The sequence below is a fragment of the Pseudomonas sp. BIGb0164 genome, from assembly GCF_024810135.1.
In the GTDB taxonomy this organism is placed as follows: domain Bacteria; phylum Pseudomonadota; class Gammaproteobacteria; order Pseudomonadales; family Pseudomonadaceae; genus Aquipseudomonas.
Map to the genome: position 1 here is coordinate 23,210 of NZ_JANUEA010000015.1, position 23,412 is coordinate 46,621.

Sequence of the window (23,412 nt, forward strand, 5' to 3'; positions counted from 1 at the left end):
AGCCATAGGAGCGGAATGGCAGAGGGTATTACGGTTGAATCAGGAGTTCGGTTGTTGCTCGGCGCTGGATTGATCGGCGCTGTCTTTTTTCATGCTCTTGCCATCGGCGATGGCTGTTTGATCGGTGGTACCGTGAAGCTTCTGCTGAACGAAGGTGAAGTTGTTGTAGAACTCCTTAGAACGCTCTGAACCGCCTTCTGCAAAGGCGGCAACGGAGGTCAGGGTCATCAGTCCGGCAAGCATCAAAGTCGAAAGTTTCATCATCGGTATTCCCATATAGTGTGATCGGTGTCTGTTCACTCGGATCAGACTCGTGGGGCCGATTATGTGGAGGGAGGATTAAGTCAGGCTTAATAGAATGGCTTCCAACCTTAACGTTTTTGTTAAGTTTGGAAGCCTTGGTTGAATGCTTTTACAGCCTCCAGTCGAGCGCCAGCGTGACAGTACGCGGGTCTCCCCAATACACGCCGTTATAAAACCCGACGCGCTCGTAATATTTTTTATCAAATAGATTATTAATATTGAGCGAGGCCGATAAATGGTCGTCGAACCTGTAGCGTGACATCAGGTTGACCACGGTGTACGCCTGCTGAGTGATCCGGGTGGGTTCGGTGAGCAGGTTACCGTCGGCGTCGCGACCACCCGTCGGGCGCCCGGCAAGGTCATAGAAGTCGCTCTGCCAATTCACGGCGCCGCCCACGGTCAGGTCACGCCACTCTCCCGGCAGGCGGTAAGCGGTGGAGACCTTCAGCAGGTTCAATGGCTGGCTGGTGTTGGCGCGCTGATTGTCGCCGTTGCGTGAGTGGGTGTAGGTATAGCCCGCCGTGAGGTTCCAGTCCTGCATGACTTCCCCTGACACCTCCACTTCAAACCCTTGCACCTTGTTGCCTTTGCCGCCGGATTTGTAGAACTGTTCCCCGGTGTCCGGGTCTGGTTGCACCGTGCTATCGAGTTCGGCAACGTTGTCCTGGGTGCTCCAGAAGAACGCAGTGGCCAGGTTCACGCGTTCGTTGAGCAGACTGCCCTTGAGACCGACCTCGTAGTTGCTGCCCACCACCGGCTCCAGGTATTTGCGGTTGGCATCGCGCTCGTCCTGCGGGTTGAAGATGTCGGTGTAGCTGGCGTACACCGTGTATTCGGGTGTGATGTCGTAGAGCAGGCCCGCGTAGGGCGTGAGCATGTCATTGTGGGTCTGGCGGGTCTTGGTCGAACCGGTCAACTGGTTGCTGCTGTCGTAGGCGGGTTCGACACTTTCGATCTCCCAACTGCCATAACGACTGCCGAGCACGGCATGCAGGCGCTCGGTCAGGCTCAGGCGGGTGGCAAGGTAGCCGGCTTTCTGGGTCTTGCTGCTGTGCGCACCCTTGAGGCCGGTGGTACGGTCGGCGAACTTGCCGATGCCGCCCATGTGCTTCCAGTCTTCGATGGTGAGGTAGCTGGCGGGCAGGCCGTTGCGCTGGTACGGGGCGCTGTCGCGTTGTTCGGACTCGCCGTAGCCCACCATCAGTTCATGCTCGCGCCCGAGCAGGGTGTAGGTGCCGGTGAGGCTGAAGTCCGCCACGTCCATTTTCGAGGTGCCCACCATCTGGCTGGCCCAGGCGGTCATCCCTCTGCCGTCCGGGTTGGGGAACCCGGCACCGCCGTAGTAGACCTTGCCGTCTGAGTCGCTTTGCCGGTGGGTGTAGGCGGCTTTCAAGCGCCAGTCCGGCGACAACCTGTGGTCGATGGACGCAAAGGTCGTCTTGTCCTTGAGCGGCCAGGAACTCCAGTCAGCCGCCATGTTGGCCGAGCGCGACAGCCGCGCCTTGCTGCCGTCGCTGTTCCAGTAGGGCAGGGTGCCCCAAGAGGTGCCCTGCACATGTTTGTTCTGGTAGTCGAAGCCGGCAGCCACCACGGTGTCGTCTGTCAGGTCGCCTTCGAGAATGCCGTAGCCGACTTCCCGTTGCAGCGCATAGTTGTCGCGAAACGACTGGCTGTCCCGGTATGCCAGCACCGTGCGCCCGCGCAGCCGCCCGTCGAAGGCCAGGGGGCCGCCCACATCCACATAGCTGTAATAGTTGTCATGGCTGGCGCCACTCACGCCGGTCTTGGCCTGCCACTGGGCGGTGGGGCGCTTGCGGATCATGTTGACCGTGGCCGAGGGGTCGCCTGCGCCGGTGGTCAAGCCCGTGGCGCCGCGTACCACCTCGATGCGGTCGTAGATGATGGTGTCGGCATCGGACTTCATGCGCCCGAAGGTGCTGAGCATGCCGTCGACCTGGTAGTTGCTGATCGAATAGCCCCGGGAAGAGTAGCCGGCACGGTCCGAATCCAGATGCTGGACGGTCACCCCGGTGGTCTGGCGCAGGACGTCGGTGAGGGTATTGAGGTTGAAATCGTCCATCTGCTGGCGGGTGATCACCGAGACCGATTGCGGGGTTTCCTTGAGGGACAGGTTCAGGCGCGTGGCGGTGTTCATGGAGCCTGTGGTGTAGGCCCCGGTGTGCTCGGTGATGGCACCCAGGCCTTCGGCGGTGATGCTCGTGCTGCCCAGCTCCAGCGCTTTGGTCGGGGTGTGCTCGGGGTCGGTTTCGGCCAGCAGGTCCGGGCTCAGCAAGGCGCCGGCCAGGCTCAGGGAGAACGTCATGGAACGGGTAAAAGGCGCGAACATCGCGGCAGACTCCTTGTCGTCTTTGCGGCCTTCCAGAAAGGAAAGGCCTTGGCTCAAAGACGAAAGGAGGCGTGGAACTTTAGGTTTAAACGAGAATGATTGTTATCTTTCTGCTGCCAAGCGCCGCGGTTACTTGAGGACGACTTCTGACGCATCGGCCTTCTTCGGCTTGATCAGACTGAAATCGATCAGGCCTTTCTGCTGGCGCTCGTAAGGGTTGCCGATCATCAGCGGTCGCGGCTTGAAGCTGACGTTGACCAGGCTCTTGCTGCGGTCCCACTCATCGAAACTCAGCCCGGCCAGGTCGGCCCAGGTGTGGATCAATTGCGAGCTGCTGTAAGGGCGTTGCAGGTCGCTGGCGAAACTCCAGTCGTGGGTTTCACGCCATTTCGGCGAGGCGTAGGCCATGAACGGAATGGTGTACATCGGCGCCGTGGGTTTGCCTTCGTTACGCCCCAGCGTGCTGTGGCCGGCCGAGTCGTAGACGTCTTCGCCGTGGTCGGACAGGTACAGCAGGAAGCCGTTGGGGTCGGTCTTGGCGTAATCCTTGATCAGGCTCGACACCACGAAATCGTTGTACAGCACCGCATTGTCGTAGCTGTTGTACACCGGCAACTGTTCGTCGCTGATGCCGGCCGGCACGCCCTGGCGGTCGGTGAACTTGTCGAACGTCGGCGGGTAACGGTACTGGTAGCTCATGTGCGTACCCAGCAGGTGCACCACGATGAACTTGCGCTCGGCCGTATCGGCCAGGGCCTTGGAGAAGGGTTCGAGTACATCGCCATCGTACTGGCGGGCGTTCTGGTTGCGGTTGTTGTTCAGGTACACCTGCTCGTCGGCCTGTTCGGAAAAGGTCGTGAGCATGGTATTGCGCTTGGTCATCGTCTGCTGGTTGGTGATCCAGAAGGTCTTGTAGCCGGCCTGTTTCATCACGCTGACGATCGACGGCGTCTTGAGGTACAGGTCCGGGTTTTCTTCGTCGGCGAAGGTCAGCACCTGTTGCAACGCTTCGATGGTGTAGGGGCGCGGGGTGATGACGTTGTCGAACACCGCCAGTTGGTCGCGCAACTTGTCCAGTTCTGGCGTGGTGTTGCGCGGGTAGCCGTAGAGGCTCATGCGCTGGCGGTTGGTGGATTCGCCGATCACTAGCACCAGGGTCGACGGTTGGCCTGCCATGGTGTCCTTGAGGTTCTTCAGGGGCGGGATCTGGCTGGCGCTGGTCAGCATGCCTTGCATGTTGTCCAACTGCTCGGTGTAGCGGCGATACGCGACGATCATCTGCCAAGGCACGGCAGGTTCGATGCGGGTTTCGAAACGGTCGATGGCCTGCTCCATGTTGTCACTGGTGGCGATCTGCTTGACCAGCGGGTAACCCACCACAGCCAGCACGATTGCTGTCGCCGCCAGCATCGATTGGCCGCGGGGCAGGTACACCGGGCGCACGCGGCTCCACAGGAACACCGCCACGGCGGTATGGGCGATGAACGCCAGGACGATCCACCAGGCGAAGTATTGGGTTGCGTATTCGCCGGCTTCAGAGATGTTCGACTCGAACATGATGAAGATGACGCTTTGCGAAAATTCCTGCTGGTAGATGAAGAAGTAACCCAGGCTGGCCATGGAGCAGGCCCACAGCACCACGCCGATCAAGGCGGCAAGCAAACGGGTGCGGCGTGGGAACAACAACATCGGCGCCAACCACAGCGCGCTCATGAAAAACGCTTGGCGGAACCCACTGAAGCCGGAAGTGCCGGTCAGTTGGATAAGCAGTTGGGTAATGCCCGAGAAGTACCAGAAGAACAGGAACAGCCAGCCAAGGCCCGCCCAATCAAAACTTTTCGCAGACGTGGTGCTGCGTTTGAACATCGCCATCCAGCGCTCCAACCCAAAAATTCTCAGCTGACGCGCAAGGGTGCACGCAACAGAGGCCACCCTTGCATGGGGTGGCCCTTCGGGCGGGAGTATCGGGAGGGGGGTGTGAAAAGTTCGTGAGATTTATGTAGTCATTATCTTACGAGCCGCTCACGGCGCGGCTCAGCAGAGCGCGGGCTGGGTGCCGGAGGGCTGTGCGAGCTGGGCTTGCAAGTGTGAGCGCAGGCGCATGACTTCTTGCTGCAGTTGATCGCGTTCGTCTTTCAACTGGCGCAACTCATCGCGACGGATAGTGACGTAGAGGGTCTGTGGCGGACGGGTCATCTGTGCAGTGGTCATTGCTTACCTCGCAAATAGCCGGTGTGTCGCGGTGTGCCAGAACGCTTGAGTCGAGGTTCTCGGCAGCAGTCGGAAGCAATTCTGAATTCTTTTTTGTAGCAATGGAACTTTTTTATTTTTGGTGGTCGTGTGACTTTTCATGCCGTGATGGTGAAACGATGGCAACTTTTTGTCATGAAACTCCACGGATCCGCTCTGGACTAACCCTCATTAGCCTCATTGCGCTATAAACTATGTCACACATTTATTGAGTAGTTAGGAGCATCAGCACATGCAACTGGGGATTATCGGACTAGGCCGCATGGGCGGTAACATTGCGCGGCGCCTGATGCTCAATGGGCATACCACCGTTGTATACGACCGTAACGAAGCCTTTGTGAAAGGGCTGAGCGAAGAGGGCGCCACTGGCGTTTCCGACCTGAAAGCCCTGGTCGCCGGGCTGCAGAAGCCTCGCGCCGTCTGGGTCATGCTGCCTGCTGGCGCACCCACCGAAGACACCATCAATGAACTGAGCGAGCTGCTGGAAGACGGTGACGTGATCATCGATGGCGGCAACACCAACTATAAGGATGACGTGCGTCGTGGCAAGGCCCTGGCAGAAAAGGGCCTGCACTATGTCGACGTGGGCACCTCCGGTGGCGTCTGGGGCCTGGAACGCGGCTACTGCATGATGATCGGTGGTGACACCGAGACCGTGCAGCGCCTCGACCCGATCTTCAAGAGCCTGGCGCCAGGCCTGGGTAACATCCCGCGCACCAAGGACCGTTCCGCCAGCGCCGACCCGCGTGCCGAGCAAGGCTACATCCATGCAGGCCCCGCGGGTTCCGGGCACTTCGTCAAGATGATCCACAACGGCATCGAGTACGGGATGATGCAGGCGTTCGCCGAAGGCTTCGACATCCTCAAGACCAAAAACTCGGACAACCTGCCGGAAGACCAGCGCTTTGACCTCAATGTGGCGGACATCGCCGAAGTGTGGCGTCGTGGCAGCGTGGTCTCGTCCTGGCTGCTGGACCTGACGGCCGACGCCCTGGCCACCGATCCGAAACTCGACGGCTACTCCGGTTCCGTGGCTGACAGCGGTGAAGGCCGCTGGACCATCGAAGCCGCCATGGAGCAGGCGGTGCCGGTACCGGTGCTGTCCACCTCGCTGTTTGCGCGTTTCCGTTCGCGCCAGCAGAGCACCTACGGTGACAAAATGCTTTCTGCCATGCGCTTCGGCTTTGGCGGCCATGTGGAGACTTCCAAAAAATGACCGCCAACGGCAAGAAACCAGAGGCCGAACCCGCTCCACCCACCACCCTGTTTCTGTTTGGTGCCCATGGTGACCTGGTCAAGCGCCTGCTCATGCCGGCGCTGTACAACCTCAGCCGTGACGGGTTGCTGGGCGACGGCCTGCGCATTGTCGGCGTTGACCACAACGCCATCAGCGATGCGGACTTCGCCAAGAAGCTCGAGGATTTCATTCGCACCGAGGCCGCGAGCAAGGTGCGTGGCAATGCCGAGAACGCCCTGGACCCGGAACTGTGGGCGCAGTTGGCCAAAGGCATCAGCTACGTCGAGGGTGACTTCCTCGACGACAGCACCTATGCCGACATCGCTCGGAAAATCGCCGATAGTGGCACCGGCAACGCCGTGTTCTACCTGGCCACTGCACCGCGCTTCTTCAGTGAAGTAGTGCAGCGCCTGGGCAGCGCCGGCCTGCTGGCGGAAACCGAGGAAGGGTTTCGCCGTGTCGTCATCGAGAAACCTTTCGGTTCCGACCTGGCCACCGCAGAGGCGCTCAATGCATGCCTGCTCAAGGTGATGAGCGAGAAGCAGATCTATCGCATCGACCATTACCTGGGCAAGGAAACGGTACAGAACATCCTGATCAGCCGTTTCTCCAACGTGTTGTTCGAGGCGTTCTGGAACAACCATTACATCGATCACGTGCAGATCACTGCCGCCGAAACCGTCGGCGTGGAAACCCGGGGCAACTTCTTCGAGAAGACCGGCACCCTGCGGGACATGGTGCCCAACCACCTGTTCCAACTGCTCGCCATGGTGGCCATGGAGCCGCCTGCGGCCTTTGGTGCCGACGCGGTGCGCGGTGAAAAGGCCAAGGTGGTCGGTGCAATCCGGCCATGGTCGCTGGAGGACGCTCGCGCGAACTCGGTGCGCGGCCAGTACACCGCTGGTGAAATCGGTGGCAAGCAACTGCCGGGTTACCGCGAAGAAGCCAACGTGGCGCCGGACAGCAGCACTGAGACGTTCGTGGCGCTCAAGGTGATGATCGACAACTGGCGTTGGGTCGGCGTGCCGTTCTACCTGCGCACCGGCAAGCGCATGAGCGTGCGCGACACCGAAATCGTGATTTGCTTCAAGCCTGCGCCTTACGCACAGTTTCGCGATACCGATGTGGATGAGCTCAAGCCCACCTACTTGAAAATCAAGATCCAGCCCAATGAAGGCATGTGGTTCGACCTGCTGGCCAAAAGGCCTGGACCGACCCTGGAAATGGCCAATATCGAGCTGGGTTTTGACTACAAGGACTTCTTCGAGATGCAACCGTCGACCGGGTATGAAACCCTGATCTACGACTGCATGACCGGCGACCAGACCTTGTTCCAACGCGCCGACAACATTGAAAACGGTTGGCGTGCGGTGCAGCCGTTCCTCGATGCGTGGAAGGAAGACGATGGCATCCAGGCCTACAAGGCGGGTGAAGATGGCCCGGCCGCCGCCGATGCGTTGTTGGCTCGCGATGGCCGTACCTGGCACAGCCTCGGATGAGTGACGCAGCGATCCATCCCATCCGGTTTGTATTGAGTGACATGGACGGCACCTTGCTGCATCCCGATCACACGCCCAGCCAGCGCACCCTCGACACAGTGCGCGCCCTGCGCGATGCCGGGGTGTTCTTCAGCCTGGCCAGCGGGCGACCGCCGCGCGCCATGTTGCAGATGGTCGAGGCGTTCGGTATCGATGTGCCAGTGGCGGGTTTCAATGGCGGCACGCTGATCAATCCCGATGGCAGCGTGCTCGTTGCCCATTACCTGCCGGCAGAGGCGGCGCTGGTGACCCTGGCGTTGTTCACGCCGCAGGCTGATGTGGAGGTCTGGCTGTTTGCCGATGGCGAATGGCTGCGCCGTGACCCACCTGGCCCGATGGTCAAGCGGGAAGCGGATGGCCTGGGGTACGGACCGCGCGTGGTCGAGAGTTTCGAGCCATACCTGGATCGCGTCGACAAGATCGTCGCGGCCAGCAACAACACGCAATTGCTGGTCGAACTCGAAGCGCAACTGCAGCCCAAGGTGCACGGCCTGGCCCACGTATCGCGTTCACAGCCGGTGTACCTGGACGTGACCGCCATGCTGGCCAACAAAGGAGAGGCGCTGAAGACGCTGGCGGCGCACCTTGGCGTGCCGCTTGAGCAAACCATGGCCATAGGTGATGGCGGGAACGACCCGGCGATGTTTCATGTGGCCGGGTTGTCGATTGCCATGGGCCAGGCCGAAGAAACCGTCAAGCGCCAAGCCACTGTCGTGACCGGCAGCAATGTCGAGGATGGCGCGGCAGAGGCCATCGAGCGTTTTATTCTGTCAGCACACTAAAACGCTTTCGCACTAACACTGAACTTGCGCCCCTTTAAACCCTGGGCGCAAGTTACAGCATTGTCTTACTTTGGCATGGCCCAGGACTGCAACTGGTAGCCATCTTTGTCGAGCTCGGCGCGTGCCTGCAACAACAAGTCTTCCAGTTGGGCCGGGTCGGTATAGGTGCTCGAAGACAGTTGTTTGCTGCCGATACGGTTATTGGTGCGGTCGATGACGCTCAGGCTGAGGGCGCCATGGCCATCGTGCCAGGCCACGCACTGGAAGGGCTGGAAGGCACGGTCTGCGATCAAAAGAGCTTCGTTGATGCGGAGCGGGGCGTTCATGTGGGGTTCTCTCTCATTGCCCATTCAAGTGAGTGCCGGCGGTTGGGCTGACCGTGCGGCGGGTTACTTGTACTGATGCACGAAGGCGGGGTACGGGTCACATCTTAGTGCAAGAAATTTCAACTTTCCGTGATTGATGTCATGTAAGCGCCTGTTTTGAAAGCTGAATGAAAGTTTCGCCGGCGCGCAACTTTTTTGTGTGAACGTGTCGGCAAGTGGCTTTTTGCCAATACTTATAGCGAAACGGTACAAGGAACGCGTCAATACCTTGCTAGTGTTAGCGGCAGGCGTCACAAACCGTTGTTTCTAAATAACTTTAACAATTTTGGCGCCAAGGAATAGTCATGGTTGTTACACCTGTGCAGCGTCGCCTGCTTGTGGTCGACCCGTGTGACGACTGCCATGAGCTATTGCCAGGCCTGCGCACTGCCGGGTGGGAAGTGGACAGCTGCACGCTGGCCACCGTCGGTGACCGTTCCTGTGATGTCGGTTTGTTGCGCCTGCAGCCCTCGCACCTGGAGCGCCCGGAAGCCGTCAAGGAATTGATCGGGCGCAGTGGCACCGAGTGGATCGCGGTGCTCAGCCAGGACGTGCTGCGTCTGCAGAATGTCGGCGATTTTGTCTGCGAATGGTTTTTCGACTTCCACACCTTGCCGTTCGACGTGGCCCGGGTGCAGGTCACCCTGGGCCGCGCGTTTGGCATGGCGCGCCTGCGGGGCAAGGGGTTTGCTCCGGTGGACGAGCCTGAGCATGAACTGCTCGGCGACAGCCGGCCGATTCGCGACCTGCGCAAGTTGCTCGCCAAACTGGCACCCACGGAATCGCCCGTGTTGATTCGCGGCGACAGCGGCACCGGCAAGGAACTGGTGGCCAAGACCCTGCACCGCCAGTCCCAACGCCATGCCAAGCCGTTTGTCGCGATCAACTGCGGTGCCATCCCAGAACACCTGATCCAGTCCGAACTGTTCGGCCACGAAAAAGGGGCGTTTACCGGCGCCCACCAGCGCAAGGTCGGGCGTATCGAAGCGGCCCACGGCGGCACGCTGTTCCTTGATGAAATCGGTGATTTGCCGATGGAATTGCAAGCCAACCTGCTGCGCTTCCTGCAGGAAAAACAGATCGAGCGCGTCGGCGGCAGCCAGCCCATCCCCGTGGACGTGCGAGTGCTGGCGGCCACCCACGTCGACCTGGAAGCCGCCGTGGCCAAGGGCACTTTCCGCGAAGACTTGTACTACCGACTCAATGTGCTGCAAGTGATCACCGCGCCGTTGCGCGAACGCCATGGCGATGTGGCCATGCTGGCCAACCACTTCTCACGTTTCTACAGCCAGGAAACCGGGCGCCGCCCCCGAAGTTTCAGTGAGGATGCCCTGGTGGCCATGGGGCAACACCCGTGGCCGGGCAATGTGCGCGAATTGGCCAACCGCGTACGCCGCGGCCTGGTGCTGGCTGAAGGGCGACAGATCGAAGCCGTTGATCTGGGATTGCAGGGTGAACAGGCAATTGCGCCACCGATGGCTACACTGGAGGATTACAAGCACCGTGCCGAGCGTCAGGCACTGTGCGATGTGCTCAACCGGCACAGCGACAACCTGAGTGTCGCGGCCCGTGTGCTGGGGGTTTCCCGGCCGACGTTCTACCGGTTGCTGCACAAACACCAGATCCGCTAGGGCGGGTAAACCGAAAAGCCCCGCAACGACCCTTATCGTTGCGGGGCTTTTCCTTTTTTGCTTGCTGGCCATTTCAATCTTGAGACCGCCATCGCCGGCTTGCCGGCGATGAGGCCCTAAAACACACCACTAGAAGTAATAGGGGAATTTCAGGCTGAACGTGAAGTCCGGTGCATCATCCGTCATACCGATGGCCAGGTTGGGCACGATCGTCAGGTTTTCCGATGCCGCAATTGTCATCCCCACGTTGAAGTAACCCGCGTTGGCATCGCTGGACACCACCGACTGCCAGTCCCCGCCGTTGGGCTTGAGCTTGCTCTTGCGTTGTACCAGGTCGGAGACCGAGAACGACATACTCATTTTCTCGTTCAACGCAAAGGCCACGCCGACGCCCAGTTGGAAACTGTCGCCCAGGCTGACTTTGCCCCCCACTTTCTGATTGACGTCACTGCTGATGTCATCAAACGACTCTTCGAAGTTGTGGGTGTAGGAGAACGAGCCAAACAGCACGGCCGGGTCGAAGGTCTTGACCAGCGAGATCCCCGGCGTGATCGACCAGACACCGTTGCCCGTTGGCAGGTTTTCCGGCACATACAGGTTGTCGTTGGCGGTAGACCGCACCAGCTTGATGCCAAACGGTTCTTTGCCCGTAGGCGCTTTCACGCGCAACGACACCACGGCGTCGGGCAGGGTGGGCGTCTCATCCAGGAACTTGTAAGCCACGCCGAAGTTGACGTCGCCGAGGGTGGGGTCGCGACTCACCGACTCTTCCGACGTGGCGTTTGCATTGTTGCCCGCGCCGCCGGACTGATAGGTCGATTCGCGGTACACCACTGGCACGTTCACATCGAATTGCCAACGGTTATCGACGTTGTAGCGACCGGTCAGGTCGAGTGTCCAGTTATCCGCCTTGATCCGATCCAGGTTGATATTGCCCAGGAATATCGAGTCCAACGCCAGGAAGCCGTTGAGTGTCAGCTGGCGCGCGTCGTAGCGTGCGTAGGTGACGCCGGTTTCAAAGCTGAACTTGCCATTGCCGAAGAAACCGCTGGCTTCGTTATAGAGGTTGCTCACGCTTTGTGCTGGGGCTGAATCGTCCTTGAGGGACTGGCCATAGGAACTGCCACCGCCTCCCGCCCCACCGGATGCGGCCGCCGCGCCAGTACCGGCAACGGTGGCCCCGCTGGCCTTCTGGAAGTCGGCCGGGGATTTGGCCAGGCGCTTGGGCGCAGGTGTCGCCGGTTGATCCTCGACCTGGCGCACGCGTTGTTCCAATACCGCTAGGGCTTTCTGTTGCACTTCGTACCGCTGCTTGAGTTCCAGAAGTTCCTGCTTGAGGGTCTCGATGTCGGCGTCTGGCGCGGCATACAACATGGATGCTGGCAAGAGCGTACTTAAACAGACCACCGCACGTAGCGATAACGATCGATGCATGAAATAAGCCGTCCTTTTCTAATGCGTAAGTGACGAGGGTCAGCGTAGTTCAATAACCGAGAGTGCGTAGGCCTTTGAGTTGATCCAGATTGCAATTGAGTGCCGGGTTATTCAGGCCGTTGTTCATCACAACGTTGAGCTGGGTCATGTTGGTGACGAAGTTTCTATCCCCCGTCAACACGGTGCCCTGCAAGACTTGGCCGCCGCCAATCTGCTGGAGGCTGTTGCCTTGGTTATGGTTGCCCTGGATCGCCATCTGCAAGCCGCCATTGTTGGCCGATACACTCACGCGGCCTGCTGCGCTGTCACCGGTGACGGTGCCGCCGGCAACCAGCACCTGGCCGGACTGCACGATGTTGGAGGGCGCGAAGCCGTTTTCGGTGACGTTGATCCCGACATTGTTGTAGGCGGCGTTGCCGTCGCCGGCGGCACGTACGCTTTGGGTCACGCCCGAACCTGTGCCCAGTCCGGCGCCGCCGCTGACATTGCCAGTGCCGGTATTCGGGTTGGTGCCCGTACCGGTCGACCCCGTGGTCTGTACGTAGAATTGTGGGGTAATGGTGGAAGCGTCGACTTGCATGCTGGCCTTGCCCGTAATCGTGTCACCCACGGCGTTGGTCCAGGTGCTGCTCATGACAATACCGAAGCTGATGATTCGCCCCGGCATCACGTAGCGGCCGCGCAGTTCGGCCATTTCCGAATCCTTGAGTTCGATCGGCTTGAACGCCGATGAAGCATAAGCGGGCATTGAGGCTGCCAGACACAAGACCGTCAGCCAACGGGAAGTGTTCATCTTCTGCTCCTGGAGCGTCCTGCCCCTTATTGCGCTTCTTGTTAGAAGAAGTCGCTCTGGATGAAACCGAAATCCATCAGCTCGGCATCGCCGACAGGCCTGAACTCATTCAACTGGTTCTTGGCGGTCAGCGGCACGGGTGGGTCGAGCAAGGCGTTGGCCTTGTCGTAGCCTTCACCCAGCACAGCGAAGACGATGCCATTCCAACCCTTGAGGAAGTCGTCGTGTGAATAGCGTTTGTGGCCCAGCACCGGGTCGCCGATATAGACCCAGTCCTTGTCCGCGCGCTGTAACACCACGAAGTGCTTGTAGCCACGAATCTCCAGCAGCACCACAACAGGGATCTTCACGGTCACCAGTGTCTCTGGCCCGATCTTGTAGCCCCGCGCACGCATGCCGATGCTTTCGAGGTAGCGCTTCATGTCCAGCATGGAAAACCCCTGGGTGCGTACCAGGTTCTGGTCTGCGTTGACCAGCATGCCTTTGATGACGTGGTCTTCGTCTACGTCCAGCCAATAGCCCTGACGCAGGATGGTGGCGAGTGCCGCAGCACCGCAACTGAAGTCGGTTTTCTGTTCCACCAGGTTGGCGAATTTGCGTTCACGGATACTCTCGACTTTCTTGAAGATGACTGCACCGCCAGGCATGGCGGAGATCGCCATGGTCCCTGCCCAGGTCGGGCCGGTGAGCAGCATCAAGAGGGTGAGAGTCGCGAGGCGCATGATCGTCGGACCTGTTGGACACTGGAATAAAAAAGGGCCTTGTTGCCAAGGCCCCGTTGGATCAGAAGCGCACGCCGCTGGAGCAGACGCTGCAGCCTTGGCCTACAGACAGGCTGTTGCTGGCTTGGTTGCCCGAACCGGATTGCAGGTTCACACCGATGTTGCCGGCGTTGTTGTTGATCGAGTTGTCGGCGCTGGCGTTGTTCGACACATATTGAGGCTTGCTGCCATGGCCATAGCCGTGGCTGGTGGCCGCAGTGTTGAGGTAGTTGTTGGCGAGCGAGTTTTGCTCGGTGTTGGCGGCCGCTGCGATGTTTTTGCCATCTGCGGTGGTGATCGCCAGGTTGTTTTTGCCTTGGTTGCCTTGACCGGCCTGGCCGTTGTAGCCCAGGTTGCCGGAGTTGTGGTTAGCGGAGTTATCCAGCGAGGCATTGTTTTGGATGCCTTTGCTGACGAAGTTGTTCAGGCCGCTGTTCTGGTTCACGTCGACCACGGCGAATACGGTAGCGAAGTCGCCTTTGGCGCTGGAGATTGCGCCAGAGTTGTCAGCCTGGTTACCACTGCCAGCCTGAACGTTGACGCCGGTGTTACCGCTGTTGTAGGTGACCGAGCCATCGGCAGAGGCGTTGTTTTCGGTTTTGGTGTCGTCGTACTTGTTGCCGATGCTGTTTTGAACATCTGTAACCACTGAGGCAACCACGCCGGTTGGTTGAGGCGCAGGGTGCCAGCCACCTGCTTGGGCAGCAGCAGCCATGAGTGCGGCGAGAGCGAAAACCATTGGTTTCAGAGCCATTTGAGGTTTCATGGTGTTTCTCCTTGCTTCTAATTAGTTGGTTAAGTGTTGGTACGGTCTAACTCGTGCTACCAAGCGGTTACTTGATAGTGATGCCCAGGGTGTTAGCCATTCGGTTCCCCACCCCAGCACTCTGGTTCACCTGAATCACTCCTCGGCTGCCGGTGAAGGCCTGGTCGCTTGTCACGACCTGGCGGCTGCCAGTGGTGGGGGTGAGCCCTGAGTCGGTTGCCAGCGTCGTCGTGTTCTGTTGCAACAGGACGCTGTCGTCGATGCTTTGCGGGCCAGGGTTGACGCTGATCCGCACCGCATTGACTAATTGGCTATTGGCACCGGCTGATTGGTTGATGCCCAACATGCCGTTGCCATTGGTAAAGGAGCTGCCTTCGATCGCCGCCTTTGCATTCAGCGAAGGGTCGACCGTGCCGTTCATGTTCTGGATATTGCTGGTAGTGGCTTGGCCACCCAGCGCGACGGCGCGGTTGTTGGCGGTTTGCTGCTGGTTGCCGGCCGCCTGGTTGACCATCAGGTTGCCGCGGTAATCCTGACCGCTGTTGTTGATCACGGCGGTGTTGTCGGCCATGGCCGAGGCGCTGCCCAGCAGGGCCAGGGGGAGCAGGATGCGCAGGGAACGGTTCATTACTTGCCCCCCATCATGCTGCCGATGTTGTTGAGGGGCGCCAGGCCACGCTGGATCGAATCGCTGATCTGCCCGCCCATGCTACCGCTGCCTCCCGAACGGCTGGCAGCTGCGCCAGCGCCCAAGGTGGACATGCCGTTTTGCGTGGCACTCAAGGTGGAGAAGTTGCCGGCGGGCTGGAGGGCGCGGGTGATGCTCAAGCCGCTGCTCACGGCGCCGAAATCGCGGTCACTGAGTTCGCCTGACAGGGCGCCCAGGACGTCCTTGCTCGGATTGACGTTGGCGGTCTGGGGGTAGGGGTCGGGACCAAAGGAAGCCCGACCGTACATGTGTCCCTGTACGTCGCGCCCGGTCACGATGACGCCGTCACCCGCCAAGGTCGGCAGACTGATGCTGGCACTGAGTACACAGCTGATCAGCAGCACGTTCATCGAACCTTGAGTGAGTGTGTTCACGGCGGCATTCCTTATTCTCGGCGCTGACCCTAAACAGCGCTGTAAGGGATAGAGCAGAAGGCGTGCCGCTTTTTATTTATTACGGATATTCAATGGGTTGTGATTATCGAAGGGCAAAGTGATAGCAGTGTTGTATCAACGCTGAGACAACCCACCGCAAATCCACATGCACGTGCCCACGGCGCAAACGGTTCACCTTGCTGTATCAGCAACGCAACACTGTGCATGACAAAACGATGAACGCGCTCAGGGCGGGCCGTACAGGGGAGGAGGGTGTTTCAAAAATGGACACTGCCGGCACAAGCAAGCCCGTGCGTGCAGGCTGGGCTCAGCCTTTCGGGGCTTTACGCGGGATCGAATTGAGTACGGGGTTGCCGTCCAGGTTCTGGGTCAGGTAGACCGGCAAGACCTTGGGCAAGGAAGGGACGAGGTTGTTGACCTCATTGATGTTGTAGATGCCGCCGATACGGATCGCGCCGGTGCTGGCATCCGCAAGCATCACGGGCTTGTTCAAGTAGCGGTTGATCAACGGTAATGCGTCGGCCAGCGCCAAATTGTCGAGCACCAACTTGCCTTGGCGCCACGCCAGCGCGCTGTCATTGGGGTTGAACGCGTTTACGCGAGGGGTGGCATCGCCATGCTGGTAGCTGGCTTGCATGCCGGGGGTCAGCGGCACGCTGCCGTGCACGGTGTCGCTTGCGATCTGCACCGAGCCTTCGAGCAGCATCACCCGCACCTGGTCTTCATATTTCCAGACGTTGAACTGTGTGCCTGTCACCCGTACCTGGCCTTCGCCGGCCCGCACGATGAACGGGTGGGTGCTGTCATGGGCAACTTTGAAAAATGCCTCGCCCTTTTTCAGCGTGACTCGGCGTTGGTCCTTGTAATTGCTGTAGACCAACTCCGTGCCGAGGTTCAATTCCACCTGGCTGCCATCGCCCAAGGTGACCTTGCGCAGGCCATTAGCTGCTTCGAAATGCTCATATGAGCTGGGCAGCCAGCCCGCCTCCCAGCCGGTAAACGCAGCGAGGGGCAGTGCAGCAAGGCAGACTGCCGCCGCCACTGCATAGGTGCGCCAACGACGGCGAGGCTTGAACGGCACCACGGTGGGCGTGGGCTCAGTGCGGGGCAGGTGGTCGGCAACATCCCAGATTTCCAGCATGGCCGCGTATTCGAAGGCGTGCAACGGATGAGCATCGTGCCATTGCTCAAAAGCCTGACGTTCGATGGCGGTGCAATCACCGGCATGCAGGCGCATGCACCAATGCGCGGCGGCATCGGTGATAGCGTCGTATTCGGCTTCTGAGAGGGATTTTTCGCTCATTAACTCATCCTGATTTCGCACATTCTAACCTCCCCGGGTGTACGACGAGAACAGCCATCATGGCTATTGCACATCAATTGGAACTTATTCTCGTTTGGGGGCACCTAACGATTTCAGGACATTTCCACAATGGAGAACGAAAATGCTCAAGAAAACCTTAGTCGCCCTGTGTGCAACTACCGCGCTGCTTGGCGCCGGCTCTGCCATGGCTGACAAGCCGGGCGCAGGCTGGATCACCATCGAAAAGGCGATTGAAGTCGCCAAGACCAAGGGTGGTTATGTCGAGGTATACGCCGCCGAGGCCGACGACAACGGTTATTGGGAGGTCAAGGGACGCAAATCAGATGGCACCGTGTACGAAGTACGCATCGATGGCGCGTCGGGCAATATCCTGCGTGACCAGAAAGACTGATCCCCCCTCGGGGGCCTGTTCAGGCCCCCGGCTCTAATCTGCGGCCCAAGTGTGTGATCAGGTACGTCACCGAATCTGCGTTGGCCAAAATGATATCCATCCGCCGGTCCGGATCACTCATGAACGTTTGCCGGGCATCTTCCAGCGTTTTCGTACCGGTCAGGTGCAGCACTTTATTGCGCAGTTTGGTCGACCCGGCGCTGCCGAAGTCCTCCCAACGCTCTGCCAGGTCGTCCCAGCTCTTGAATAGCATGGTCGCGGGTGTCAAGACAGACAGCGCGGTGCTTTGCAGGTTGGACAAGGCTGTGTGCTGGCGCAAGCCGTCAGCGGTACCACGGTTGATGATGTCGAGAAAAGGGCGCATCGAATCCAGGTAGGCGATGTCTTCAGTCCCGGAGACCAGATGACTCATTTCGTGAATCAAGGTCGCCGCACGCGCATGGTCGTCAAGGTCGAACGGCACCGTGAGGTGCGGTAGATAGGTGCTCATTCGTGTATTGAAAAAGTGCTCCAGCAAATAGATCTTTCGATCCGCGCCTTCAGGAATGACAAAAGCGTAGGTTTGGGTGGGCGACCAGCGGGCGGAGCCGGTGACGAATCGTGAGGAGTTTGGGCTGATCACATCTTGCTGGGTCAGCCCATCGCAGATTTCTGCGACACGTCTTCGAATCTTGATCAACTGGTCCGGGGTAACGTTGAGTACGCCGAACATCTCGGTCAAGAAGCGACCGCATGGGGAGTTGGGATCACGTTGCCGCGCAAACAGCGCCAGGTTGCGCGCACATCTGAACGTATAGAAAACCGCGACATTGAGTGCCCCATCAATACAGGCTGCCTTTACGGGAGACATCGCCCGGATGGCTGGCATGCCTACGGCTTCGATATTGATCGAGTCGCGCTCGGTTCTTCGGGTAATGACACGGCTTCTGATGCGGGACAGCGCAGGGCCGAAGCGTGGCTCCCGCTCGGACAGGTCAAGTACCCATTCGCCCTGCGAATTGCGTTCGACATAGGGTCCCAGTTCATGGGCAAGGCTGACTCGCCAACGCTCACCCACCCTCCGGACCGGGTACACCCGGCCGGCTACCGGTGCGTAAGTACGGTTGCGCGTCGGGTCGGTAAACAGGTGGCTTACAGGGCTCTCCTGCAGAGCTGCCAGGGATACGCAGACGTCTTCAAAATGCCGCATTCGCGTGCGTGTCGAGTCGGTGATAGCCAGGCTGGCGAGGGTCATGGCGGGCGCCGGTGAGTCCTCCGGCAGATTGGCGGGCGATGACGACGGCAGGGCCGTCATCAACCCATCAAGCTGTTCGCGAAGGGATGCCAGTGTCGCCACGCCCTGGATAAATGTGCGCAGGCCCTCTGCGAAATGCTGTGATTGCAGCGCCTCGGCGGAGGTTTTGAACAGTGTGTAGCTGCGCCAGACCACCAGTGGGAAGGCAAGCTTGCCGGCAATGAACTGCAACGTCATGGGAATACCCTTGCGCAGCAGGCTGGTGATCCCGTCCCATTGATCCTTGCCGTCGCGGGCGAATTGGCAGGCGAGCATCTTGAGCAGTTGTATGACGTTGTCATTGAATAGCCGCAGCAAAATATTCTGCCTGATGGGGTTCGACGCCAGGCTGGCGTCCCTTTTGTCCTGGCTGGTGGGCTGTTTGAGCAGGTTGCGCCATATCGCTTGGTCGGGGTCGCCCAGTTGCAGGATGATCCAATCCTGAAGGGGGCCGTCGCGATTGATGTCATTGAGCAGCTTGTCTTCGTTGGCGTATTCGGTGAGCACGCGCAGTGGCGCATACGGCGCATACAGCACAAGCGGGCCCGTCGCTGGCGTTTGTGGGCCGATGATGTAGACACAAGGCACTGTCACCGGTCCCGCCCCGGCCGTGGCGATCAGTTGCAGAGGGCGAATCATTGCTGTGGTGCCGCTGACCTTATCCCGCGCCACAGCATCCGGCATATCAAAGATTTGCTGGATAAAGCTCCAGGCCGAGGGGCTGAGGCGTTCTTCGAGTTTTTCCTCATGGGCATGGCGCAAGAGTTGCCACGGCAACTGCCGACAAAACAGGTCACGTCGCTGGCGGGCATCGTCGGTGTCAGCGCTGAGGTGAGTGGTGAGCAGTTCGCGATAGGTTTTGGCAATGTCGAGTTGGCGCACCAACTGCACCACCGCCGTGCCGTCCAGGGTCGTCGGCAGCGGTGTGAGGCCCAGCGCGCGGGGCGTCAGCGTGTCGGCCTGCAGGTCGGGGAGGTGGCGCAAGGCAAAATCGGTCAGGGTTTGAGTGCGTCCGTCGAGCGCGACGCGTGCGGGTATCAAGATCGCTTCAGGGTCCAGCGCGGCGTCCGGATAACGGGCTTTAAGCAGGTTCGTCAAGGCACTGGCGACGTGCTCGCGCAGGGGGGGTAAACCGTGCAGGTAATCCTGATTGTCCGGTGCACTGAGCCGGTACTGCTCAAGCAGTTCGGCGTGGAGCCATTGCTCTTCGGCAGATGCCATGCCCAGCCACACCGGCAGCGCCTGCTGGTGAACGATCGCTTCTGCGATTGCACGGGCGCGCGGCAGATTCGACGGCGCCAGCCGTTGCATTTCATCGTCCAGACGGTCTTGCAGTTGTGTGGGCCCAAGGGGCATGGCGAGCCAGTAGTCGAGAGCATCCAGGTGGAAGTCCAGGTAGCTCTGCTGGCGGTTGTTCAACAGGTGCTCATCAATGCGCTGCAGGGGGCCGAGGCGATAGACTTGATGGGGTGTACGAAGGCTGATGGGCAGGTTCTGCAGCAGGCGTCGGTCGGGCAGTGCCAAGCGCTGTTGAAGGGCTTGGCGCAGAGTTTTCAGTGAGGCAAAGGGCTCATGACCTTGCTGCGGGGTCCAGAGTACGACTTCACCTGACAGGTCAGGGTCGAGGCCGCCACGCTGCGTCAGCACGAAACAGTTGGCCAGGGCCCGTGGGGTTTCGTCATCGCCAAGGGTCAGTGTCAAGCCGTAGGCATCCGGCAGGAAGCCTTGAAGCCCATGGCGCTTCTCGCGGGTCATGCTGTCGGGCCGCAGGACCGTATCAAGCATGGCGTAATGATCAGGGCTCAACGTCTTGTTGAGCAGTCGTAATTGGGCCTCGCTGCGCAACCCCTGCATCAGGGCCGCGCCCATCTCGGCGCGATGACTTTCCAGGAACGCGCGGGGCAATGTGTGAATGTCGTGCTGAACAAAAGGGAGCATGGCCCGCTCGATCACCTGATTGAAACCTCGGCTGTCCAGGTTGTTCCAACGGGTGGCGGTCCCGGCGCGGTGAGCGCTGTACAGGCCGGTGCGTGGCGAGTCGTCGATAGGAGCCGCACTGTTTGCTAAACGTTCTACAAGGTGATCGACCATGTTCCGTGAGGATACCGGCTCACGATCCTCGCGTTGTCGAGCCTGGGTGGCGTAGGTATTGGCAAACACATCTGCGGGGTCCAGGTCCAGCAAACGCAGGTTCAATTCCGCCTTCAGGGCATGGGTGGCCAGGCTGCGCAACGTGGGGTGCCTCTGCCGCTGTGTCGCCAGGACCGCTTCCGTCGCACGCAGCGTGACCAGATGCTGTTTGGCGCGCTCTGCCTGTACCGTCGACGGGCGACCATTGCCGCTGCTGGCCGGGTGCAGGCTCCAGCGTCCTTCGGCTTCCAGGGCCAGCAGCCGACTGTCGAGCATGGGGCGCACGTCCAGGGCACAATCGAGCAGGGCAGCCAGGTCTGCTTCGCCATCGCTTGCGCGAAACAGCCCGAGTGCATGTTCCATGTTGCTCAATTGCTTGCGGGCGATGTCCTTGACCATCCCGGTGAATACATTGTCACTCACGGGCAACCCACTGACTTGCACCCCCTCCATTGCCAGGTACAGGCTGCGTTCGTCCAGGGACAGGAAGTTCAGCAACTCGTCCTGATGGCCGGCGGCCTTGAGCATGCTCAGCAAGGTTTCCTTGAGATCCTCAACATCCTTCAAGGTTTGCAGCCCGCGGGATTGGGTGTAGAGGTAGGCATGCTGGTCACTGATCAACAACGTCGCGGCCAGTTCCACATAATGTTGATAAGGTGCGTGGATGCTGATTTTTTCGATATTCAACGTCGCATGCCAGTCGCTGCGTGACGCCTTGTCGGGGAGGAAAATCGCGCGCAGTCGGTGCGCCTCCTCGGAAGAAAGAATCCCGCTCTGATGCTTGAACAGCAGGTCGGCGCGAAATTTGTCACTCATCAGTTGGGCAAACAGATCCAGGCGCGATGGATTGCTGCCACGGGTTTCATTCCACCAGGTCTGCAACAGGCTGCTTAACAGCGAAGACAGCACGCCAGCCGTCTGTTCCACAACGCGCTCCCAGCGTTCGAAATCCTGTTTGAGTCGCCTCTCAGGCAGGGCGCTTTTATCGTGCCTGGGGTGGGTGAACGTGCGGGTACAGTTGGCCGGCCACTCCGGTTTCAGGTAGTACTGCAGCAGGGTTTCACTGAGGGTCGCCGAGGCAATCCATCGATCAGCGCCGTTAGCCTCCGCTGAAACCAGAAACGTGTTTACCAACGTGTATTGTTGATCGAGGTGGGGAAAATAAGGGCGCGCCATGATGTTCAGCAGTGTGCTGAGCATTGAGGCCAGGGTGGGCGTGGTGCGTAATTCATCCAGGGCACGCCGTACGTTTTGCCTTTGGCTTGCCTCAATCGCCTGTTCCTGATCCACGAATACGATGCCTTCAATCGTTGTGGTGGTCACGGCGAACAAGCCGCTGAAAGAAAAGGCTTGGCGCTCCTCTATGGATAGAAAGCTAATTAAATCAATATATTGAGTTTCATTTCTGAGGCGTTCCCTGAGGGTTGCGAGCGCCACGGCACGGTTGTCGAATACTTCGATTCCCCCATAGGGGCTATACAGCAAGGCCTTCTTCCCATCAGGTGTCGGGCTCATCATGAAGGCGCCGGCCAGCGCTGTCGCAGGCTGTCCTGGCCTCTCGATCACCAGCGTTTCGACGGTCATGGGGGCCTCACGGGCCTGGCGCCCGGCATGGGTGGCGGTGTAGACCGCCATCAGCCAGTCGAGATCCTTCAAGGTCAACCCCAGCGCGCGCTCCCGTTCTGAAGGGTGTTTGCGATGGATAGGGCGCAGGAATTCATCGAAAAAATACGGGGGGGTGAGCTGTGCCATCGACCTTTCTCCGTGGGTAATGGGGACGGGCCAGCAGGCTAGGGCGGTCGTGTTGGCGAATGGGGCTACATATTTGCCGTAAACAGCATTGACAGCAGCGGCAGGCGGCGTTGTTTAATCACAGGTCTGGATTTCACGCTGTATGCCCCCTCCAATCATAAAATCGGAGCTTCAGATGTCTGCCCAGCCCACGGTTGTTGACAGTTCCAGCGCCACCATCGGTTTCGCCAAGCTGGTGGCCTTGCTCCACGCCATCTTTGTCCGCCACGGCACTTCGCCTGAAGTGGCCGCCATCCTCGCGCACAATTGCGCCAGCGCCGAACGTGATGGCGCCCACAGTCACGGTATTTTTCGTATCCCCGGTTACCTCAGCACCCTGGCCAGCGGCTGGGTGAATGGCAAGGCCGTGCCGGTGGTCACCGACGTGGCTTCAGGCTTTGTACGGGTGGATGCCGGTAACGGTTTTGCCCAGCCCGCCCTGGAGGCCGCGCGTGCGTTGCTGGTGGAAAAGGCCCGCAGTGCCGGAATCGCCTTGCTGGCTATCCATAACTCCCACCACTTCGCCGCGTTATGGCCAGATGTCGAGCCGTTCGCCGAGCAGGGCCTGGTGGCGCTGAGCGTGGTCAACAGCATGACCTGCGTGGTGCCCCACGGGGCTGACCGTCCGCTGTTTGGCACCAACCCCATTGCTTTTGCTGCACCGCGTGCCGATGGCCTGCCTATTGTGTTCGACCTGGCCACCAGCGCCATCGCCCACGGCGACGTGCAGATCGCTGCGCGTAAAGGCGAGCGTTTGCCACCGGGCATGGGCGTAGACAGCCTGGGCCAACCCACTCAGGACCCGAAGGCGGTGCTGGAAGGGGGGGCTTTGTTGCCGTTTGGCGGGCACAAGGGGTCGGCGCTGTCGATGATGGTCGAGTTATTGGCCGCAGCCCTGACAGGCGGCAATTTCTCTTTCGAATTCAATTGGGTCGACCACCCGGGCGCGCGCACGCCGTGGACCGGCCAACTGTTGATCCTGATCGACCCGAGCAAGACGGCCGGGCAAAGCTTCGCCGAGCGCAGCCAGGAACTGGTGCGGCAGATGCATGCGGCGGGGTTGCGGCGCTTGCCAGGGGACCGACGTCATCGCACACGGGCGCGGTCGGACCAGCAGGGTATCGAGGTTGACGCAGAGGAATTGGCGCGGTTGCGAGTGCTGGCCGAGCAATAAAACAGGCTGCGCCGCATC

General features: G+C 59.9%; 19 protein-coding genes. 6 read left to right on the top strand and 13 right to left on the bottom strand.

What is annotated here, in order from left to right; translation table 11 throughout:
• Positions 1-39: 39 nt before the first annotated feature.
• The 4 genes from M2394_RS29935 to M2394_RS29950 form a co-directional block, all read right to left on the bottom strand.
• Positions 40-261 (bottom strand): hypothetical protein, encoded by a 222-nt coding sequence (locus M2394_RS29935; RefSeq protein WP_178919601.1) that lies wholly within the window; start codon positions 259-261, stop codon positions 40-42.
• Positions 262-412: 151 nt separating this feature from the next.
• Positions 413-2,650 carry a TonB-dependent siderophore receptor gene (locus M2394_RS29940; protein WP_259175780.1) on the bottom strand — a complete coding sequence of 746 codons (2,238 nt, stop codon included), beginning with the start codon at positions 2,648-2,650 and terminating at the stop codon, positions 413-415.
• A 129-nt stretch (positions 2,651-2,779) separates the two neighbouring features.
• Complete coding sequence (locus M2394_RS29945; protein ID WP_259175782.1) at positions 2,780-4,522, bottom strand: phosphoethanolamine transferase CptA; 1,743 nt, start codon at positions 4,520-4,522, stop codon at positions 2,780-2,782.
• A gap of 162 nt (positions 4,523-4,684) precedes the next feature.
• Entirely contained in the window at positions 4,685-4,861 is a 177-nt protein-coding gene (locus M2394_RS29950) for a DUF6026 family protein (protein WP_178919583.1), read from the bottom strand.
• Positions 4,862-5,132: 271 nt separating this feature from the next.
• On the opposite strand from M2394_RS29950, the gene gnd reads away from it, so the two are divergent.
• Genes gnd through M2394_RS29965 form a run of 3 tightly spaced genes read left to right on the top strand, consistent with a single transcriptional unit; the run spans position 5,133 to position 8,457 of the window.
• Complete coding sequence (gnd, locus tag M2394_RS29955) at positions 5,133-6,116, top strand: phosphogluconate dehydrogenase (NAD(+)-dependent, decarboxylating) (RefSeq protein ID WP_259175783.1); 984 nt, start codon at positions 5,133-5,135, stop codon at positions 6,114-6,116.
• Entirely contained in the window at positions 6,113-7,636 is a 1,524-nt protein-coding gene (gene zwf, locus M2394_RS29960; protein WP_178919604.1) for a glucose-6-phosphate dehydrogenase, read from the top strand. The genes gnd and zwf overlap by 4 nt, the downstream gene beginning before the upstream one ends.
• Positions 7,633-8,457 (top strand): HAD family hydrolase, encoded by an 825-nt coding sequence (locus M2394_RS29965; RefSeq protein ID WP_178919605.1) that lies wholly within the window; start codon positions 7,633-7,635, stop codon positions 8,455-8,457. Before zwf ends, M2394_RS29965 begins: the two co-directional genes overlap by 4 nt.
• 65 nt (positions 8,458-8,522) lie before the next feature.
• Here the strand turns inward: M2394_RS29965 and M2394_RS29970 are convergent, their stop codons facing one another.
• On the bottom strand, positions 8,523-8,783 hold the full coding sequence (locus M2394_RS29970; RefSeq protein ID WP_178919606.1) for a hypothetical protein: 261 nt from the start codon (positions 8,781-8,783) through the stop codon (positions 8,523-8,525).
• Between the two features lie 344 nt (positions 8,784-9,127).
• On the opposite strand from M2394_RS29970, the gene M2394_RS29975 reads away from it, so the two are divergent.
• Positions 9,128-10,453 carry a sigma-54 dependent transcriptional regulator gene (locus tag M2394_RS29975; RefSeq protein ID WP_178919607.1) on the top strand — a complete coding sequence of 442 codons (1,326 nt, stop codon included), beginning with the start codon at positions 9,128-9,130 and terminating at the stop codon, positions 10,451-10,453.
• Between the two features lie 129 nt (positions 10,454-10,582).
• Here M2394_RS29975 and M2394_RS29980 read toward each other — a convergent pair whose 3' ends face one another.
• The 7 genes from M2394_RS29980 to M2394_RS30010 form a co-directional block, all read right to left on the bottom strand.
• Entirely contained in the window at positions 10,583-11,887 is a 1,305-nt protein-coding gene (locus M2394_RS29980; RefSeq protein WP_178919608.1) for a hypothetical protein, read from the bottom strand.
• 49 nt (positions 11,888-11,936) lie between these two features.
• Positions 11,937-12,680 (bottom strand): hypothetical protein, encoded by a 744-nt coding sequence (locus M2394_RS29985; RefSeq protein ID WP_178919609.1) that lies wholly within the window; start codon positions 12,678-12,680, stop codon positions 11,937-11,939.
• A 41-nt stretch (positions 12,681-12,721) separates the two neighbouring features.
• The gene (locus tag M2394_RS29990; protein WP_178919610.1) at positions 12,722-13,402 is read right to left on the bottom strand and encodes a C39 family peptidase; all 681 of its coding nucleotides are present in this window, start codon (positions 13,400-13,402) and stop codon (positions 12,722-12,724) included.
• Positions 13,403-13,463: 61 nt separating this feature from the next.
• On the bottom strand, positions 13,464-14,207 hold the full coding sequence (locus M2394_RS29995; protein ID WP_178919611.1) for a hypothetical protein: 744 nt from the start codon (positions 14,205-14,207) through the stop codon (positions 13,464-13,466).
• 67 nt (positions 14,208-14,274) lie between these two features.
• The gene (locus tag M2394_RS30000; RefSeq protein WP_178919612.1) at positions 14,275-14,835 is read right to left on the bottom strand and encodes an adhesin; all 561 of its coding nucleotides are present in this window, start codon (positions 14,833-14,835) and stop codon (positions 14,275-14,277) included.
• Positions 14,835-15,290 (bottom strand): hypothetical protein, encoded by a 456-nt coding sequence (locus tag M2394_RS30005; protein WP_178919613.1) that lies wholly within the window; start codon positions 15,288-15,290, stop codon positions 14,835-14,837. The genes M2394_RS30000 and M2394_RS30005 overlap by 1 nt, the downstream gene beginning before the upstream one ends.
• Before the next feature lie 328 nt (positions 15,291-15,618).
• Positions 15,619-16,614, bottom strand: a complete 996-nt coding sequence (locus M2394_RS30010) for a FecR family protein (protein ID WP_178919614.1) — start codon at positions 16,612-16,614, stop codon at positions 15,619-15,621.
• Between the two features lie 142 nt (positions 16,615-16,756).
• On the opposite strand from M2394_RS30010, the gene M2394_RS30015 reads away from it, so the two are divergent.
• Positions 16,757-17,026, top strand: coding sequence for a PepSY domain-containing protein (locus M2394_RS30015; protein ID WP_259175784.1), 270 nt, complete (start codon positions 16,757-16,759; stop codon positions 17,024-17,026).
• A 19-nt stretch (positions 17,027-17,045) separates the two neighbouring features.
• Here M2394_RS30015 and M2394_RS30020 read toward each other — a convergent pair whose 3' ends face one another.
• The gene (locus M2394_RS30020) at positions 17,046-22,013 is read right to left on the bottom strand and encodes a dermonecrotic toxin domain-containing protein (RefSeq protein ID WP_310522036.1); all 4,968 of its coding nucleotides are present in this window, start codon (positions 22,011-22,013) and stop codon (positions 17,046-17,048) included.
• A 343-nt stretch (positions 22,014-22,356) separates the two neighbouring features.
• Here M2394_RS30020 and M2394_RS30025 point away from each other — a divergent pair, with 343 nt between their 5' ends.
• Positions 22,357-23,394, top strand: coding sequence for an Ldh family oxidoreductase (locus M2394_RS30025; RefSeq protein WP_259175788.1), 1,038 nt, complete (start codon positions 22,357-22,359; stop codon positions 23,392-23,394).
• Positions 23,395-23,412 lie beyond the last annotated feature (18 nt).

Coding starts and splice junctions, on each gene's coding strand:
- M2394_RS29940 (WP_259175780.1), bottom strand. CDS start 2,650: ATGTTCGCGCCTTTTACCCGTTCCATGACGTTCTCCCTGAGCCTGGCC.
- M2394_RS29990 (WP_178919610.1), bottom strand. CDS start 13,402: ATGCGCCTCGCGACTCTCACCCTCTTGATGCTGCTCACCGGCCCGACC.
- M2394_RS30025 (WP_259175788.1), top strand. CDS start 22,357: ATGTCTGCCCAGCCCACGGTTGTTGACAGTTCCAGCGCCACCATCGGT.
- M2394_RS30000 (WP_178919612.1), bottom strand. CDS start 14,835: ATGAACCGTTCCCTGCGCATCCTGCTCCCCCTGGCCCTGCTGGGCAGC.
- M2394_RS30010 (WP_178919614.1), bottom strand. CDS start 16,614: ATGAGCGAAAAATCCCTCTCAGAAGCCGAATACGACGCTATCACCGAT.
- M2394_RS29975 (WP_178919607.1), top strand. CDS start 9,128: ATGGTTGTTACACCTGTGCAGCGTCGCCTGCTTGTGGTCGACCCGTGT.
- M2394_RS30020 (WP_310522036.1), bottom strand. CDS start 22,013: ATGACCGTCGAAACGCTGGTGATCGAGAGGCCAGGACAGCCTGCGACA.
- M2394_RS29945 (WP_259175782.1), bottom strand. CDS start 4,522: ATGGCGATGTTCAAACGCAGCACCACGTCTGCGAAAAGTTTTGATTGG.
- M2394_RS30015 (WP_259175784.1), top strand. CDS start 16,757: ATGCTCAAGAAAACCTTAGTCGCCCTGTGTGCAACTACCGCGCTGCTT.
- M2394_RS29965 (WP_178919605.1), top strand. CDS start 7,633: ATGAGTGACGCAGCGATCCATCCCATCCGGTTTGTATTGAGTGACATG.
- M2394_RS29970 (WP_178919606.1), bottom strand. CDS start 8,783: ATGAACGCCCCGCTCCGCATCAACGAAGCTCTTTTGATCGCAGACCGT.
- M2394_RS29995 (WP_178919611.1), bottom strand. CDS start 14,207: ATGAAACCTCAAATGGCTCTGAAACCAATGGTTTTCGCTCTCGCCGCA.
- M2394_RS29950 (WP_178919583.1), bottom strand. CDS start 4,861: ATGACCACTGCACAGATGACCCGTCCGCCACAGACCCTCTACGTCACT.
- zwf (WP_178919604.1), top strand. CDS start 6,113: ATGACCGCCAACGGCAAGAAACCAGAGGCCGAACCCGCTCCACCCACC.
- M2394_RS29985 (WP_178919609.1), bottom strand. CDS start 12,680: ATGAACACTTCCCGTTGGCTGACGGTCTTGTGTCTGGCAGCCTCAATG.
- M2394_RS29980 (WP_178919608.1), bottom strand. CDS start 11,887: ATGCATCGATCGTTATCGCTACGTGCGGTGGTCTGTTTAAGTACGCTC.
- M2394_RS29935 (WP_178919601.1), bottom strand. CDS start 261: ATGAAACTTTCGACTTTGATGCTTGCCGGACTGATGACCCTGACCTCC.
- gnd (WP_259175783.1), top strand. CDS start 5,133: ATGCAACTGGGGATTATCGGACTAGGCCGCATGGGCGGTAACATTGCG.